This is a genomic window from Amycolatopsis sp. NPDC023774 (genome assembly GCF_040639695.1).
Taxonomy (GTDB): Bacteria; Actinomycetota; Actinomycetes; order Mycobacteriales; family Pseudonocardiaceae; genus Amycolatopsis.
Map to the genome: position 1 here is coordinate 268,456 of NZ_JBFAAJ010000002.1, position 15,084 is coordinate 283,539.

The window sequence follows — 15,084 nt, forward strand, 5'->3', positions numbered from 1 at the left end:
GGTAGTCTTCACTACGGAAAGTGCGGTGCGCACGGTCACCGCTACCACGCACCGGAATACTATTCGTACACGAATAGTTGAACCCAGCGTGAAGACTTCCGTGCTCGCCCGGCATCGCTGGTGGTGGCAGCCACTGGGGATCTCCCTGCTGCTGGTGCTCGTGTTCATCGGCCTCTACGTCGGGTTCCAGCGCAGCCCGCAGCCCCACCAGGTGCCCGTCGCGGTGGCCGGGAGCGGGCTGCAAGCGCAGTTCGCCGGGGCGACCGGGCAGGCCGTGGCCGTCGTGCCCGTCGCGGACCAGGCCGCGGGCGACGCGCTGCTGCGCCACGGCGACGCCGTCGCGACACTGACGGACCAGGCCGGGCACCTGCGGCTGGATGTCGCCGGCGCGAGCGGCGCCACGACCGTGTCCGCGGCCGAGAAGCTGGTGACCGCGTTCGCGCAGCATCGGGGGCAGCCGCTGGTGGTCACCGACGTGCTGCCGCTCTCGCCGTTCGACAGCAAGGGGATGTCGGGCTTCTACGTGGCCTTCGGCGTCACGCTGGCGTCGTTCGCGCTGGCACAGAACCTGCTCGCGACCGCGCGGCGCGTCCGGCTGCGCCACCGCATGGCGGCGCTCGCGGGTTTCGCGGCGCTGTCCGGGATCGTCGCGGCCACGCTGGCCGGGCCGGTGCTCGGCGCGCTGCCCGCACCGTTCGTGCCGCTCGCGCTGACGCTCGGCCTCCTCTCGGCCGCGACGGCACTGGCGACCAAGGCGCTCGGCACGTGGTTCGGCGCGATCGGCATCCCGATGTCGACGTTGCTGCTGCTCACCGTCGGCAACTCGACGAGCGGCGGCGTGCTCGGCGTGCACCTCCTGCCGGAGCCGGCGCGGTGGGTGTCGGCCGCGCTGCCACCGGGCGCCGCGGTGCGCGCGCTGTCGGACCTCGACTACTTCCACGGCGCCCACCTGCTGGTGCCGGGCCTCACCCTGCTGGCGTGGTCCGCGAGTGCCGCTTTCCTGATCCACGTGCGGGAACGCAGCCGTGCCACCGTCGCCGAGCCCGTGCGGCCGGCGCCGACCGGAGAGATCTCGGGGCGCGTCAACGCCCCGGCGGTCCTCGTCGTGACGGATCCGCAGGGCGCCGTCACGGCGCGGTCGGACACCGACCCTCGCGGCCGGTTCCACCTGACCGGCCTGGCGCCCGGCGACGTGACGCTGACCGCCGTCGCCGAGGGGTTCCTGCCGCGGACGCGGGCGCTGACGGTGCCGCCGAATGGCGCCACGACCGTGGACCTCACCCTGGCGCCCGCATACGCCCGCGCCGCATGAGGCAGCCTTGAGCCCATGGACACCGAACCGGACCACGACGTCGAGGGCGGTGAGCGCCCGCTCGGTGACGCTCCGCTGTACCTGCTGCGCCAAGCGCTGCGCACCTACACCGCGCGCTGGCAGGACATCGTTCGCGAGCTGACGCCACCGCAGTACGTCTCGCTGCGGGTGTTGCGGGCCTCGCCCGATCTCGACCAGGCGGCGCTGGCCGAGGCGACGCGCATCGACACGGCCACGCTCACGCCGTTGCTCGCGCGGCTCGAGGAGCGCGGCTACGTCGTGCGCCGCGTCGACCCGGGCAACCGCCGCCGCAAGCTGTTGCGGATCACCGAGGACGGGGCCGGGGTGCTGCGCCGGGTCGCGCCACTGGTCGCCGAGACCGAGGACACGGTGCTGGGTGAGCTGAGCGCCGAACAGCGCACGGCGTTCACCGACGTGCTGCGGATGATCGCGCACGCCTGAGCGATGTCCCTATCGGTGGGGTACGTGGCCGGTCCGGGCACGGCGAAGGAGGGCTCGTGCGGAGCATGCTGGGGTTACCACACCGTTTCTCACCCAGGGAGTCGTGATGACCGAGACGATCGCCGGGATCACCGTGCCGGACACCGACCTCGTCGCCGAGGTGACGTCGCTGATCCGCGAGAAGTCCACCGAGCTGCTGTTCAACCACTCGCGCCGTGTGTTCCTGTTCGGCAGCCTGCAGGCGCGCGCCCTCGGCATCGACCCCGACCCGGAGCTGCTCTACGTGGCCGCGCTGTTCCACGACACCGGGCTCGTGCCGCCGTGGCGCAGCGAGCAGCAGCGCTTCGAGATCGACGGCGCCGACCAGGCCCGGAAGTTCCTGCTCGCCCACGGCCGTTCGGCCGCCGACGCCGACCTGGTCTGGACGGCGATCGCGCTGCACACCACGCCGGAGGTGCCGTACCGGATGGCGCCCGAGATCGCCGCCACCACCGCGGGCGTCGAGACCGACGTGCTGGGCCTGCACCTGGACCGTGTCTCCAGCGAGGACATCGCCGCCGTGACCGGCGCGCACCCGCGGCCGGACTTCAAGCGCCGGATCCTGCAGGCGTTCAAGGACGGGTTCGCCCACCGTCCCGACTCGACCTTCGGCACCGTGAACGCCGACGTGCTGGAGCACTTCGTGCCCGGCTTCAAGCACACCGACTTCGTCGACGTGATCGAGAACTCCGACTGGAAAGAGTGACGCCGGCCGGCCGCTGCCGTGGGCCCCGAAGGAGACGGTGGCGGCCAAAACGCTTGCGCGGCAACCCCGTTTGCTGCCATGATCACGGCATGTCTGATGGAAAGGGCGTGCTCGCCCTCGCGCGGTGACCGCGCCCCGCGGGCCGGGAGCCCGCGCTCTGGAACACCCTGAAATCCTTGACCCAGCACGGGTCCGGTGGAAGATCGCCGAGGCCGTCCGGGCCGAATGGTTCGCCCACGCCCTCTCGTGCGAGCCCGCCGACCGGCCGGCCACCGAGGCGGCGATCAGCGCCCTGTACGAGCTCGAAGACCGGCCGCCCCCGGCGTTCGTGTGGGTCGATTCCCCTGGGGCGGCAGCGAAACTCGTGTCACCAAGCCGGACACTCTCGGCGGGGGCACCGACCTGGCTGGAAAGCCGCCTTGCCAACTCCTTGTCGGAGCTGCGCGCGCGGCTCAACCGACGGATCGGCTTCGCCGACCGGTCGTCGTGGCGACCGGTCATCCCGCCGGAAGATCCCCGGGAAGCGCTCGATCGCGGCTTCACACTCGACGCCCTGCTCGCCCACGGCGTACGGGGTGCGCTGCGCAGCAGCATTCTCGATTCGGTCGTCGGCACGATCAGGGCCGGACTGCGCGAGCCGATCGGGCTCCGCTGGCACGGCCAGCACGAGGCCCACTGGGTGGCGCACTACGATGCCCACCGCCGGTTCGGTGTCCACTTCGGACGCGAGACTGAGCGAATTTTCGGGCTATGGGCCGAAATCGCGCGTTCGTGTGGCTGGTGGTGGCCGCGTGACGACGTGTGCGTGGTCACCGAGCGCCCAGTGGTGGTCCGCACGGAATCCGTGCCCGGCTCCAGGTACGGCGAGTTGCGGGCGCACGCCGCCGACGGACCCGCGATCGCCTATCCCGACGGCTGGCGCGTGTACGCGTGGCACGGCACACCGGTGCCGGCGTGGGTGATCGAAGACGTGACTGCCGAAGCCATCAACATCGAACGCAACGTCGAGATCCGCCGGTGCGCCGTCGAACGCCTGGGCTGGGAGGGGTACATCGCGCGGGCCGGGCTCACGTTCGTCGCGCGGGCACCGGATCCGGGCAACCGGGACGCCGAACTGTTGCTCTACGACGTGCCTCGCGCGCCTGGCACGATCTCGCGCCGGCTCCTGCTCGCTGTCAACGGATCCGTGGAACGCGACGGCACCCGCCGCCGCTACGGCCTGTCCGTGCCGCCGTGGTTCGACGACCCCGTCGACGCCGCCGGCTGGTCCTACGGGCTCACCGGAGCCCAGTACACCGGCCTGCTGCGCCGCACCTGACCGTTCCCTCGAGACCCCCAAGGTGACCACAATGGACCTCGCACAACTGCTCGACCGCTCCGGCCTCGACGTGCTGGAGCACCTCGAACGCCAAGTCGCCGTTCCCGTGCTCGACGGGCTGCAGGCCCAAGGCGACCTGACCCTGATCCCGCACGCCCTCGTCGCCCGTACCGTCGTGCTGCGCACCAACCCGTGGTGGCAGACCGTGCCGCACGGCGGTGTCGAACTGGTGCGCGGCGTGGACGGGCGCAACCCGCACACACTGGTGGCCGATCCCGACACCTGCCGGTGGACCTCGTCGATCCGCGACCCGCTGGACCTGGGCATCGCGGTGTTCGAGAACTCCGCACCCGCCTATCTGATCCACCCCGAGCACGGCGGCAGCGGGGTGGCTCCGGGACGGTGGCTCGTGCGGCGCCAGCAGGAGCGAGGGGTGGCCTTGACCAGGCTGCTCATCGCCGACTGAACCTGGCCCGGACCTCGAGTTGTACGTCCCTTGTATCCCGTTCCATGATTCTTTGCCCCGGAATCATCCGCGGACGAGAGGACCAGGGATGCTCAGCAAGGTCGTCACACTGACCGCACTCGCGGCGGCGGCGCTCGGCGTGGCCGCACCGGTTTCGGCCGGTGCGGCCACGCAGGTGCTGCCCGCGGCGAGCATGGAGGCCGTGCTCAAGGCCGCGCAGATCGACCCGCGCCGTGCCGACAGCACGCAGACCCCCGGCGCGCACGACAGCGTGCTGCTGGTCGAGCAGGCACTGCAGGCCAAGGGGCTGCTCGACGCGAAGTACGTGGACGGCTACTTCGGCACCACGACCATCACGGCGTACTCGCAGTACCAGAAGTCGCTGGGCTACACCGGAATCGACGCCTCGGGCCTGCCCGGCCGGACGTCGCTGGAGAAGCTGGGCGCGAGCCGGTACACCGTCACCGCCGTGATCGCCGCGGGCAGCCGCGTGACCTACCACGGCGTCGCACTCAACACCCGCACCAAGGCCATGCTGGTGGCCGCCGAAGGCCTGCTCGGGCGGCAGATGAGCCTCACGCAGGGTTCGTACAACCCGGGCGGCGTCGACGCGTCGGCGGGCACCCACGACGGCGGCGGCACGTTCGACGTCTCGGTGGCGGGCCTGTCCAGCGCGACCCGCACGAGCGTGGTCAAGACCCTGCGCCAGGTGGGGTTCGCGGCATGGCTGCGCACGCCGGAGCAGGCCGACTGGGGTTACCACATCCACGCCGTCGCGATCTCCGACCCGGACCTGTCGTCGGGCGCCCAGCACCAGACGGGCGACTACTACCTGGGCCTCAACGGCCTGGCCGGCCGCGGCCCGGACGACGGCCCGGCGGTGAACCCGAAGAAGACCTGGGAGGAGTACCAGCGCGGCTGACGGCACCGTCCTCGCCGGTTCGGCAAGAGCCGGCGAGGACGTCGGCGTGGTGGCACCCGCACCGTCGACGGTGGTTGTATCGGGATCCTCGACTACGGGGGTGTTTCCATGGCGAACAAGGCGTTCCGGTTCGGAGTGGTCGCGGCGGCCGACGGCACCGGCGTGAAGTGGCAGGCCACGGCGCGGCGTGCGGAGGAGCTGGGCTACTCGACACTGCTCTCACCCGACAACCTCAACCTGCCGTCGCCCACAGCGGCGCTGGCGATCGCCGCGGCCGTTACCACGACGTTGCGGGTGGGCTCGTTCGTGCTGGCCAGCCCGCTGCGCACGCCGCGCGCGGCCGCGTGGGAGGCCCGCAGCCTCACCCAGCTCACCGACGGCCGTTTCGAGCTCGGCCTCGGCACCGGCCTGCCCACGATGCGCCAGGCAGCCGACGAGCTGGGCCTGCCCTACGGCTCCGGCCAGGACCGGCTCGACCAGGTGTCCGAGACCATCGACCACGTCCGGCGTCTCGACGGCGCCGCGCACACACCGGTGATGATCGCGGCCGGCGGCCCCAAGGCCCGCCGGCTGGCCGCGGCGAAGGCCGACATCGTGACCCTCGCCGGCGGCGCGCTGACCACGCGCGCCGAGATGGCCGACCACGTCGAGGAAATCCGCGCGGCCGCGGGTGCCCGCGCCGACGACCTCGAGCTGTCGCACAACATCTTCGTGGTGGGCGACGAAGCACCGCCGTGGATGAGCCGGTTCCTCGGCGGTCTCGACGCGAAAACCCTCATCGAGCGCGATTCGCTCACCGTGCTCAACGGTGACGTCGACGCGATGGCCGCCGAGCTCGTACGCCGCCGAGACGAGCTCGGGGTGTCGTACTTCACCGTGAACAGCGCGTTCGTCGAGGAGTTCGCCCCGCTCGTGGAGCGGCTCACCGGCAAGTGACGCGGGCCCTGCGTCCACTTCGGACTCGAGGGTGGTGAAACCTCGTGACCGTCTCGTGTCCTGGCACGGTGTTCATCCCGTTCCTCCCGCCGCTACCGTGGGTGAGAGGTGGGAACCATGTCATTGCGTCACTGGTCGGGCACCTTGGTGGGTGCCGTTTTTCTCGTCCTGGTCACCGCGTGCACGGGTTCGGGTGGGTCGGGCTCCGGCGCCTCCGACGAGACGGCGCAGTCCGAGGTCACCACAACCGGAGACCCGAGTGTGGAAGGCACCGGGACCGAGACACCGCGGTCGACGGAGAAATCCGGCTCGATCCAGGTCGCGGGACTGCCGATCGGCGGCAGCAACAACGCGACCGACAAGGACGACTGCATCAGCGTCAGTCTGCTGAACACGCCCCCCGACGGCGTGCGAGTCGTAGTGACCGAAATCCACGTGGACTCCGCGGACGAGGTGACCGCCGGCGGGAGGTGCGGCGGCGACCCGACGTGTGTGTCGTTCACCTTCACCGCGCAGGCGAGGGCGTGTTCGATCGCCCTCACCTGGCTGAAGCCCGGCGACGGTGCCGTGCTGGCCATGGGCGGACACCTGGAGTGCGACCGGAGTGGGTGCGACGGTTACCGGCTCGAAAAGAACAAGATCGACCTGACGAATCCGCTCGACGAGGAAAGCAGTTCGTCGAAGACCACCGAATCGTCCTCGGAAACCGCCGAAACGACGACTGAGACCACCTCCTCGACGACGTCGGGCTGAGCACGGTGCCCGACGAAGGGGACGTCACCGGCCGGTTCGAGCAGTGGATCCGGGCCGCCGGGAACGTCGTCGCGCCCGCCACGTTGCTCACGGCGCTGTTGTTCTACTTCGGGTACGTCTCCACTCGTTCGCAGTACGAGTACTTCGGCATCGACGTCGACACGATCGGCCTGGCGACACAGGACTACGTGATGCGCAGCCCGCAGCCACTGCTGACGCCGTTGCTCGTGCTGACGTTCGTGAGCGTCGGGGCGCTGGCGCTGCACTCGACCGTGCAGAAGCGCATCGCCGCGGCCGGGTACACCACGCGGATCCGGGCGGTGGTGCGCGGGCTCACCACAACAGGCCTCGCGCTCCTGGCCGCCGGGGTCGTCTTGCTGCTCCTGTACGCGGTCCTGCGGTCATGGCTCTTCTACGCCCTGGTCACCCCGCTGCTGATCGCCGTGGGCGGCGTGCTGGTGGTCTACGGCTTCCGGGTCCTCACGCGCCTGAGTGCGGGCGCCGCGCCGGTGTCGGCCGTGCGACGGGTGTCACTCGGGCTGGTGCTGGTCGTCGTCGCGGTGAGCCTGTTCTGGACCACGGCCACGATCGCACAGTGGTCCGGGCGCGGCCTGGCGATGGCGCAGGCGCGCTCCCTCGACGTGCTGCCCAGCGTGATCGTGGACACCAAGGAACGGCTGTTCCTGCGCAGTCCGGGGATCGAGGAGACGGCGCTGCCGGCGTCGGAGGGCCAGAGTTTCCACTACCGCTACCGGAACCTGCGCCTGCTCGTGCACGGCAACGACCGGATGTTCCTGGTGCCGCGCGTGTGGTCGGCCGGCAACACCACCCTCGTCGTGCCGCTCGACGATTCGGTGCGCGTGCAGTTCCAGTTCCAGAACGAGCGGCCCTAGCGCCGGTTCTCCAACCCTGGTTGTGCAAGCCTTTCCGGCGCGCGCCCGCTAACCTGGTGGGAACGGTGCTGACGCGGTGAGGAGAACGAGTGAGCCGGGCGGAAGTTCGCGGGACGAAGCGGCAGTCCTCGCCGTCCGCGCGCCCCAATCGCCGCGCCGAGCTGCTCGCGGCCGCGGCCCGGCTGTTCCGCGAACGCGGCTACGGCGGGGTCTCCGTGGCGGACATCGCCGAACAGGTCGGCATCACCGCCGGCGCCGTGTACAAGCACTTCCCCGACAAGCGCGCGCTGCTCGCCGAGCCCATCCGCGAAATGGTGCTCACCTGGCGCAACCGCGAGGTGCTCGCGCTGGCGCAGGGTGGTGACACCGACGAGGTGCTGCGGCGGCTGGCGACGTCGGTGGTCGGCGTCGTGCTGGAGCGCCCCGACGTGGTGCGCCTGTGGCACCAGGAAGCCCACTACCTCACGAGCGAGGTCCGCGAAGAGCTGGTGGCCGTGCGCGTCGAGGGCGTCGACCTGTGGCTGCGCGTGCTGGTGGACGCGCGGCCGGAACTCGCCACGAGCCAGGCGGAGTTCCGGATCCGTGCCGCGCTGGGCCTGCTCAACAGCGTGCCCGCGCTGCCGCGGCGCCGTCTGTCGGCCCACGCGGCGACGTTGGAAACCGTGCTGCTGGCGACGTTGCTCGCGCCGGAACCGCCGAAGACCCTGCCGGAAATCCGCGTGGTGGACCGGGAATCACCGGCCGCGGCGGAGAACACGCGCAGTCGCGCGATCCTCGACGAGGCGGCGAAGCTGTTCCGCGAACGCGGGTACCACGCCGTGGGCATCGACGACATCGCCGCGGGCGTGGGCATCGCGGGCCCGTCGATCTACAGCCACTTCCCCAGCAAGGCGGCCGTGCTCACCGCCGTGGTCGAGGAGATCGCCGACGAGCTGTGCTGGGGCGGCGCGCTGGCGATGGCCTCGGACGGGACCCCGCACGAGGTGCTCGAACGGCTGGTGACGACGCACGTCCGCACGGCGATCGCGAAGAGCGACCTGATCGCGGTGTGGATGACCGAGGAGCACCACGTGCCCGAAGACCTCGGCGAGGCCGTGCGCCGCGACCGCAAGCGCTACGTGGACTACTGGGTGGGCGCGGTCCTCGCGGTGAACCCCGGCGTGGAGGAAGCCGTGGCGGAGACCGCGAGCCTCGCGGTGATGGAGCTGATCGACGCCGTGGCGCGGTCGAGGCGGTTCGCGGCGGTGCCGGAGCGTCCCGAGTGGACGGTCGGGCTCGCGATGGCGGCGCTGACGAGCGTGGCGGTCTGACGCGTCCGCTGTGGACGGACACCGAGGGCGGGGCGGACCTTCCCCCTCCTTCAGGTCCTCCCTCGCCCTCGGTGTTCTCTCAACCGGTCGCCCTTCGGCTTTGCCGGTGGCCGCGCCCGTCCGGTTCCGCGGCCACAGGTCTCGCGCGCGGCTCAGTCGCTCGCGCGCTCGGTGCCCTTCCAGCGGTCGGAGCCCTTGCGGGCGAACGACCACAGCTGCGCGCTCTGCTCCAGCGGCACGGCTGCCTGCCAGCTCAACGCCGGCGGGCCGACCTCAGCCCGCAGGCTGCGGATCGCCGCCCGCGTGAGGGCCGGGTCGCCGCCACCACGAGCCGCGAGCGCGAGGGCTCGGGGCTCGACCTCCTCGTCGGGCCGGGCCTCGTAGGCGAGCCCGAGCTCCACTGCGCGGCGGCCGTTCACCGACTCGCCCAGCACACCGAGCACCGTCGCGGCCTCTGGCGTGACGACCCGCGTCAGCAACGTGTAGTGCCCGCCACCGGGGTGCACGCCCAGGCGCGTGAAGCCGGACGCGAGCACGGCGTCCTCGGCGACGACGCGCACGTCGGCGGCCAGCGCCAGGTTCATCCCGGCGCCCACGGCCCCGCCACGCACGGCGGCGACCGTCGGCACCTTCAGCGCGCCGAAACGCAGGAACGCGTCGTAGATCCGTTGGGTGGCCCGGATTCCCTCGTCCGACGCGGGCGCGGCCGAGATCGCCGCCAGCTCGTCGCGGTCGCCACCCGAGCAGAAGTAGCCGCCGGCGCCCCGGAGCACGGCCGAGCCGATCGTGAGGTCGGCGTCGACGCGCTCGCACGCGTCGATCAGTGCGCCGGCCAGCTCGCCGTCGATGGCGTTGCGCTTGCGCGGCGCGTTGAGGGTGAGCACGGCGACGCCGTCGGTCACCTCGAACAGCACGGGTTCGGTCATGAACGGGCTCCGCGAAGGTCGACGTCGTCGGATTCGTGCGTGCGCAGCAGGGCCGAGCGGACCTTCTGCGTCGCTGTCTTGGGCAGTGCGGGGCGCACCGAGATGTAGCGCGGCCAGGCGAACTTCGGCAGTTTGCCCTCGAGGAACGCGGGCAGCCCGAGCGGGTCGAACTCGCCCCGCGGCACCACGACGGCGCGGACCTCCTGGCCCACGACCTCGTCGGGCACGCCGACCACGGCCACCTCGTCCACCGCCGGGTGTTCGGCGATCGCCGCCTCGACGTCCGCGGGCCGCACGTTCTCGCCGCCGCGGCGGATCATGTCGTCGGCCCGGCCGTGGAAGACCAGGTAGCCCTCTTCGTCGACCGCGCCCATGTCCCCGGTGTGGAACCACAGGTTGCGGAACTTCTGCAGGGTCAGCTCGGCCTTGCCGTGGTAGCCGTCGAAGAGCACGAAGGCCGCACGTGGGCGCACGCAGATCTGCCCGGGCTCGCCGGGTGCCACGGGCACGTCGCTCGCGTCGAGGATCGCCAGGTCCATGTCGGGCCGGACGGTACCGCAGGTCCCGCGGCGACGCTGCCCGGACCGGTTGGCCGTGACCCAGCCGCCGGTCTCGGTCATGCCGTAGAGCTCGTGGACCTCGACGCCCACGTGGTCCTCGATCGTGGTCCACAGCCCGACCGGCGCGCCTCCACCGGTGCAGAAGCGCAGCTTGTGCGGCGGGATGTGCTCGGGCAGCTTGCGCACGAGCATCGCCAGCATCGTGCCGACGTAGGTAAATCCCGTGGCCTCGTACCGGATCGCCTGTTCCAGGAACTTCGCCGGCTCGAACTTCTCCAGCAGTGCCAGGGAACAGCCGGTGGCGATGGCGGTCATCACCGCGTACACCTGCGGGTTGGTGTGGAACAGCGGCAACGCCACCATGATCCGGTCGTCGGCGCGGATCCCGATCGCGTCGGCCAGCTCCCGGCCGCCGGCGAGGAACGCGCCGTCCGACAACACCGCGCCCTTGGGCGGGCCGGTGGTGCCCGAGGTGTAGAGCAGGCTGCTCTCGGCGTCGAGCTCCGCCTCGTGCATCGGGTGCGGCGCGAGGCCGGCCACGGCGTGCTCCAGCTCGCCGGCCGTGGCGAAGCCCAGCGTGTGCCCGGAGTCGAAGCCCGCGTCGGCGACCAGGCGCGCGATGCTCGGGGTGTCGCCGACAGCGAACTCGATGCCCGCGTCGGCCACGACCTGGCGGATGTGCGCGCCGGTCGCCTGGTTGTGCAGCGGCACGCAGGTGGCGCCGAGCCAGCGCAGCGCGAACCACAGGTAGGGGAACGTCGGCGTGTTGCCGCAGGCCAACAGCACGCGGTCGCCGGCCCCGACGCCGTTGCTCTGCAGCAGCGTCGCGGTGCGGGTGACCACGTCGAGCAGCCCGGCCCAGCTGATCACCTTGTCGTCCTGCAGCAGGAACGGCGCGTCGCCGCTGGCCTCGCACCGCTGCTTCAGTGTTGCCGCGAACATCTACCGATCCTCCACCCTGACGGCCTTGACCAGGCTCTTCGCGACGGTGTTCTTGAGCACCTCGGCCGATCCCCCGGCCACCTCGTACGCCTTGGCGTCGCGCAGGTACCGGCCGAACGGCTGGGTCTCGCGCGTGCCGTGGGCGCCGCACACCTGCACCGCCGTGGAGGCGACCTTCGTGGCGAGCGAGGCCGCCAGCAGCTTCGCCGACGAGGACGAGCGCGCGATGTCACGGCCCGCGTCGAGGTCGCGCGCGGCCTCGTAGGTGAGCAGCCGCGTCGCGTCGATCTGCGCGGCCAGCTCCGCGAAGTACCACTGGATCCCTTGGAAATCCAGCACTTTCGTGCCGAACGCGGAGCGCGTGTCCACGTACTTCAGCGCGCCCTCGAACGCCGCGCGCGCGATGCCGAGGCTGATGCCGGCGGCGAGCGTGCGCGAGTTGGCGAGGGTGACCATGACCTGCTTGAGGCCGCGGCCCTCGGTGCCGACCAGGTGGTCGGCGGGCACCTCGACGTCTTCCAACACCAGGTTGACGTGCGGGCCGTTGCGCAGACCGAACGTCTCGGCTTCGTGGCCCTGGTAGCTGGACACGCCGGGGGTGTTCTTGGTGACCGCGAACGTCGAGACGCCGACGTCGGTCTCGGCGAGCACCACGAACAGCTCCGCGGCCGCACCGGAGGTGATGAAGGCCTTCTCGCCGTTGAGCACCCAGCCTTTGTCGGTGCGCTGCGCCTTCGTGTCGAGCGTGCGGATGTCGCTGCCGTGCCCGTCCTCGGTCAGCGCGAACGACGCGGGCAGGCCGCCGGCGTAGCGCGGCAGGTAGCGCTCCTTGAGCGACTCCTCGCCGTAGAGCTCGATGCAGCGCTGGCTCTGGAAGATCGTGATGAGCGAGATGCCCAGGATGGCGCTGGCGACCGAGAGCTCCTCCAGCACGGCGAGCAGTTCGGTCATCGGGCGGCCCTCGCCGCCGTAGCGCGGGTCGAGCGTCATCGAGTTCCAGCCGCGTTCGGCGGTCAGCCGCACGAGGTCGAGCGGGTAGCGGTCGTCGCGGTCCAGCGCGTCCGCGACCGGGGCCACGTGCTCGCGCGTGAACTCGCGGGCCTCGAGCGCGAGGCGCTCGTCGACGTGGTCCCTCCAGAGGTGCTGCAAGTCGTTCCCCTTCCTCATTCCCGGCTCATTCCCGGGTCATTCCGCCGCGGTAATGGCCCGGCCCGAGCGGTCGGCCAGGAACAGCGCGGTGATCATCATCAGTGCCACGGCGAACAGGCCGGTCGAGATGCCGCCGCCGAGGCCGTAGCGAGCGGCGAGCAGGCCGACGATCCCGGGCCCGAAGCTCGCGATGCCGCGGCCCACCGAGTAGCAGAAGCTCGAGCCCGTGGCCCGGATCGGCGTGGCGAACAGCTCGCCGAACCACGTGCCGAACACGGCGAAGTAGCCGAGCCCGAACGAGATCACGAAGTACATCGCGATCACCGACCCGGTCGCGGCGCCGGTGGCGATCAGCACGGCGAAGGCGATGAACGCGACCAGCTGCACCGAGGCGAAGGCGAGCAGCGCTTTGCGCCGGCCCCACCGGTCGCCGAGCGCGCCGGCCGCGACGTAGGAGACGAGCGAGATGGCGGCGCTGACGTAGAGCACCGTCTGCGTGGGGCCCGCGCCCAGGTGCAGTCCGGTCTTGAGGAAGGTCGGCATCCAGGACGAGTACACGTAGTAGGAGTACTGCGCCCCGAACACCACGACGGTGCCGAGCACGACCATCTTCAGCGCGTTCTTCTTGAACAGCAACGCGAGTCCGGCTGTGGCCGGTTCGCGGACCGCGGTGGCGGCCTCGCGGCCCTCCGCCTTGGCCCGCTGCAGCTCCAGCCATTGCTTGGACTCCGGGCAGGCGAGCCGGATCGCCACCGCGGCCAGCGCGGGCAGCGCGCCGATGGCGAACGCCCAGCGCCAGTTCGGCACAGCGCCGGCGACGAAGATGCCGATCGCGTACGCGGGCCAGATCGCGGCCTGCACCGCACCGCCGGCCAGGCCGCGGCGCTTGGGCGACCACGCCTCGTTCAGCAGCGCGAACCCGATGGCCCACTCGCCGCCGATCCCGATCCCGGCGATCATCCGGCACACCACGAACAGCCCGAAGCTCGGCGCGAGCGCGCCCAGCCCCGTGCCGATCGCGAACACCCAGATCGTCCACGTGAGCACGCGGCGGCGGCCGAACCGGTCGGCCAGCGGCCCGAACAGGATGCCACCGATCGCCGTGGCGGCGAGCTGCGCGGTGAAGACCGCGCCCACGGCGGCCGTGGAGACGCCGAACGTCTTCCCGACGTCGCCGGCCACCAGCGACAGGATCACGAGGTCGAAGTACTCCATCCCCCAGCCGCTGACCGCGGCCGCGATGATCAGACCGCGCTCTCTTCGGGTGTAGGCGGACCCGGCCACGCCGGCCGGGGCGTTGGTCGCCACTTCGGACATGGGCCACCTGCTTCTTTGCGGGAGGTGAATACTGGTTAGGCGGACGGTAACTGGTCGTTAGCCAGAGTTCAAGGGGTCCGCGGTCACGGTCCGACGGCGCAGCAGCCGGTCACCACCCCGGCACGCACCGCATCCGCGCACGCCTGGCGGGGTTTTCCGGGCGGACCCGAGCGGGCCGGTCCCGGTAGCGTGAGCCCGGTGGCGGAACGGATCCGCGTGGTCGTCGGCGAGGACCAGGCCCTGGTGCGGGAGGGGATCGTGCGCGTCCTCGAACGCGCCGGCTTCGCCGTCGTCGGTGTGGCGGCGGACGCCTCCGAAGTGCTGCGCCAGGTCCGCGCGCACCGGCCCGACGTGCTGATCACCGACATCCGCATGCCCCCCGACCTGACCGACGACGGCTTGCGCACGGCGCTGGAGATCCGCTCTTCCGACCCGGACGTCGGGGTGATCGTGCTGTCGCAGTTCCTGGAGGACCGCTACGCCTTCGAGCTGGTCGGCGACCGCGCCGAAGGCGTCGGATACCTGCTCAAGGAGAAGGTCGCCGACCCGGCGGTCCTCATCGACGCCGTGCGGCGCGTGGCCGCGGGCGACACGGCCCTCGACCCGGACGTGATCGCCCGCCTCGTCGGGCGCGAACGCGTCGGCAGCCCGCTCGACAACCTGACCCCCCGCGAGCGCGAGGTCCTCGCGCTGATGGCCGAGGGCCACTCCAACGTCGGCATCGCGGAGAAGCTCGTGGTCACCGTGCCCGCCGTGGAACGCCACGTGACGGGGATCTTCACCAAACTCGGCCTGTACCAGTCGGCAAGCAGCCGGCATCGGCGGGTGCTGGCGGTGCTGCGGTATCTGCGGAGCTGACGTCACTGAGGTCGTTCCACCGGAAACGTCGGTGGCGCACGCGATCCTGCGCCGGGACAGTCGATCGGGAGGGTGAGCCGGGCGTGGGTGCGGCTTCCGGCGAGGTGTGGCGGTTGGTCCGGGGCGAGGAACTCTTCGGGGAGACGGAGGCGTGGGAAGGGATCTACGAGCGCATCGCGGGAACCCTGAGCCTGCTGTCGCCGCACGGCCCGGGG

The 15,084-nt window shown here is 71.4% G+C and carries 15 protein-coding genes; 11 read left to right on the forward strand and 4 right to left on the reverse strand.

Annotation, left to right across the window (positions count from 1 at the left end; translation table 11 throughout):
* Nucleotides 1–88 precede the first annotated feature (88 nt).
* From AB0F91_RS07295 to AB0F91_RS07340, 10 genes are all read left to right on the forward strand, one after another.
* Nucleotides 89–1,312: a carboxypeptidase-like regulatory domain-containing protein gene (locus AB0F91_RS07295; RefSeq protein WP_360595597.1), complete on the forward strand. Its 1,224-nt coding sequence runs from the start codon at nt 89–91 to the stop codon at nt 1,310–1,312.
* 15 nt (nt 1,313–1,327) lie between these two features.
* Nucleotides 1,328–1,774: a MarR family transcriptional regulator gene (locus tag AB0F91_RS07300; protein WP_360595598.1), complete on the forward strand. Its 447-nt coding sequence runs from the start codon at nt 1,328–1,330 to the stop codon at nt 1,772–1,774.
* A gap of 106 nt (nt 1,775–1,880) precedes the next feature.
* Nucleotides 1,881–2,519 (forward strand): HD domain-containing protein, encoded by a 639-nt coding sequence (locus tag AB0F91_RS07305; protein WP_360595599.1) that lies wholly within the window; start codon nt 1,881–1,883, stop codon nt 2,517–2,519.
* 124 nt (nt 2,520–2,643) lie between these two features.
* Nucleotides 2,644–3,837: a DUF6745 domain-containing protein gene (locus tag AB0F91_RS07310; RefSeq protein ID WP_360595600.1), complete on the forward strand. Its 1,194-nt coding sequence runs from the start codon at nt 2,644–2,646 to the stop codon at nt 3,835–3,837.
* A gap of 31 nt (nt 3,838–3,868) precedes the next feature.
* On the forward strand, nt 3,869–4,303 hold the full coding sequence (locus AB0F91_RS07315; protein ID WP_360595601.1) for a hypothetical protein: 435 nt from the start codon (nt 3,869–3,871) through the stop codon (nt 4,301–4,303).
* 88 nt (nt 4,304–4,391) lie between these two features.
* The gene (locus AB0F91_RS07320; protein WP_360595602.1) at nt 4,392–5,225 is read left to right on the forward strand and encodes a peptidoglycan-binding protein; all 834 of its coding nucleotides are present in this window, start codon (nt 4,392–4,394) and stop codon (nt 5,223–5,225) included.
* Nucleotides 5,226–5,333: 108 nt separating this feature from the next.
* Nucleotides 5,334–6,161, forward strand: a complete 828-nt coding sequence (locus tag AB0F91_RS07325; protein ID WP_360595604.1) for an LLM class flavin-dependent oxidoreductase — start codon at nt 5,334–5,336, stop codon at nt 6,159–6,161.
* A 117-nt stretch (nt 6,162–6,278) separates the two neighbouring features.
* On the forward strand, nt 6,279–6,914 hold the full coding sequence (locus AB0F91_RS07330; protein ID WP_360595605.1) for a hypothetical protein: 636 nt from the start codon (nt 6,279–6,281) through the stop codon (nt 6,912–6,914).
* A gap of 5 nt (nt 6,915–6,919) precedes the next feature.
* Nucleotides 6,920–7,807, forward strand: coding sequence for a hypothetical protein (locus AB0F91_RS07335; RefSeq protein WP_360595606.1), 888 nt, complete (start codon nt 6,920–6,922; stop codon nt 7,805–7,807).
* Between the two features lie 89 nt (nt 7,808–7,896).
* The gene (locus AB0F91_RS07340; RefSeq protein ID WP_360595608.1) at nt 7,897–9,117 is read left to right on the forward strand and encodes a TetR family transcriptional regulator; all 1,221 of its coding nucleotides are present in this window, start codon (nt 7,897–7,899) and stop codon (nt 9,115–9,117) included.
* A gap of 152 nt (nt 9,118–9,269) precedes the next feature.
* On the opposite strand, the gene AB0F91_RS07345 is transcribed toward AB0F91_RS07340, so the two are convergent.
* The 4 genes from AB0F91_RS07345 to AB0F91_RS07360 are packed head-to-tail and all read right to left on the reverse strand — an operon-like array spanning nt 9,270 to nt 14,011.
* Nucleotides 9,270–10,043 carry an enoyl-CoA hydratase/isomerase family protein gene (locus tag AB0F91_RS07345; RefSeq protein WP_360595609.1) on the reverse strand — a complete coding sequence of 258 codons (774 nt, stop codon included), beginning with the start codon at nt 10,041–10,043 and terminating at the stop codon, nt 9,270–9,272.
* Entirely contained in the window at nt 10,040–11,545 is a 1,506-nt protein-coding gene (locus AB0F91_RS07350) for an AMP-binding protein (protein ID WP_360595610.1), read from the reverse strand. Before AB0F91_RS07350 ends, AB0F91_RS07345 begins: the two co-directional genes overlap by 4 nt.
* On the reverse strand, nt 11,546–12,712 hold the full coding sequence (locus AB0F91_RS07355) for an acyl-CoA dehydrogenase family protein (RefSeq protein WP_360595612.1): 1,167 nt from the start codon (nt 12,710–12,712) through the stop codon (nt 11,546–11,548). It lies immediately after the preceding gene.
* Nucleotides 12,713–12,730: 18 nt separating this feature from the next.
* Nucleotides 12,731–14,011, reverse strand: coding sequence for an MFS transporter (locus AB0F91_RS07360; RefSeq protein ID WP_360595613.1), 1,281 nt, complete (start codon nt 14,009–14,011; stop codon nt 12,731–12,733).
* A 210-nt stretch (nt 14,012–14,221) separates the two neighbouring features.
* On the opposite strand from AB0F91_RS07360, the gene AB0F91_RS07365 reads away from it, so the two are divergent.
* On the forward strand, nt 14,222–14,869 hold the full coding sequence (locus AB0F91_RS07365; protein ID WP_360596279.1) for a response regulator transcription factor: 648 nt from the start codon (nt 14,222–14,224) through the stop codon (nt 14,867–14,869).
* Nucleotides 14,870–15,084: the final 215 nt, after the last annotated feature.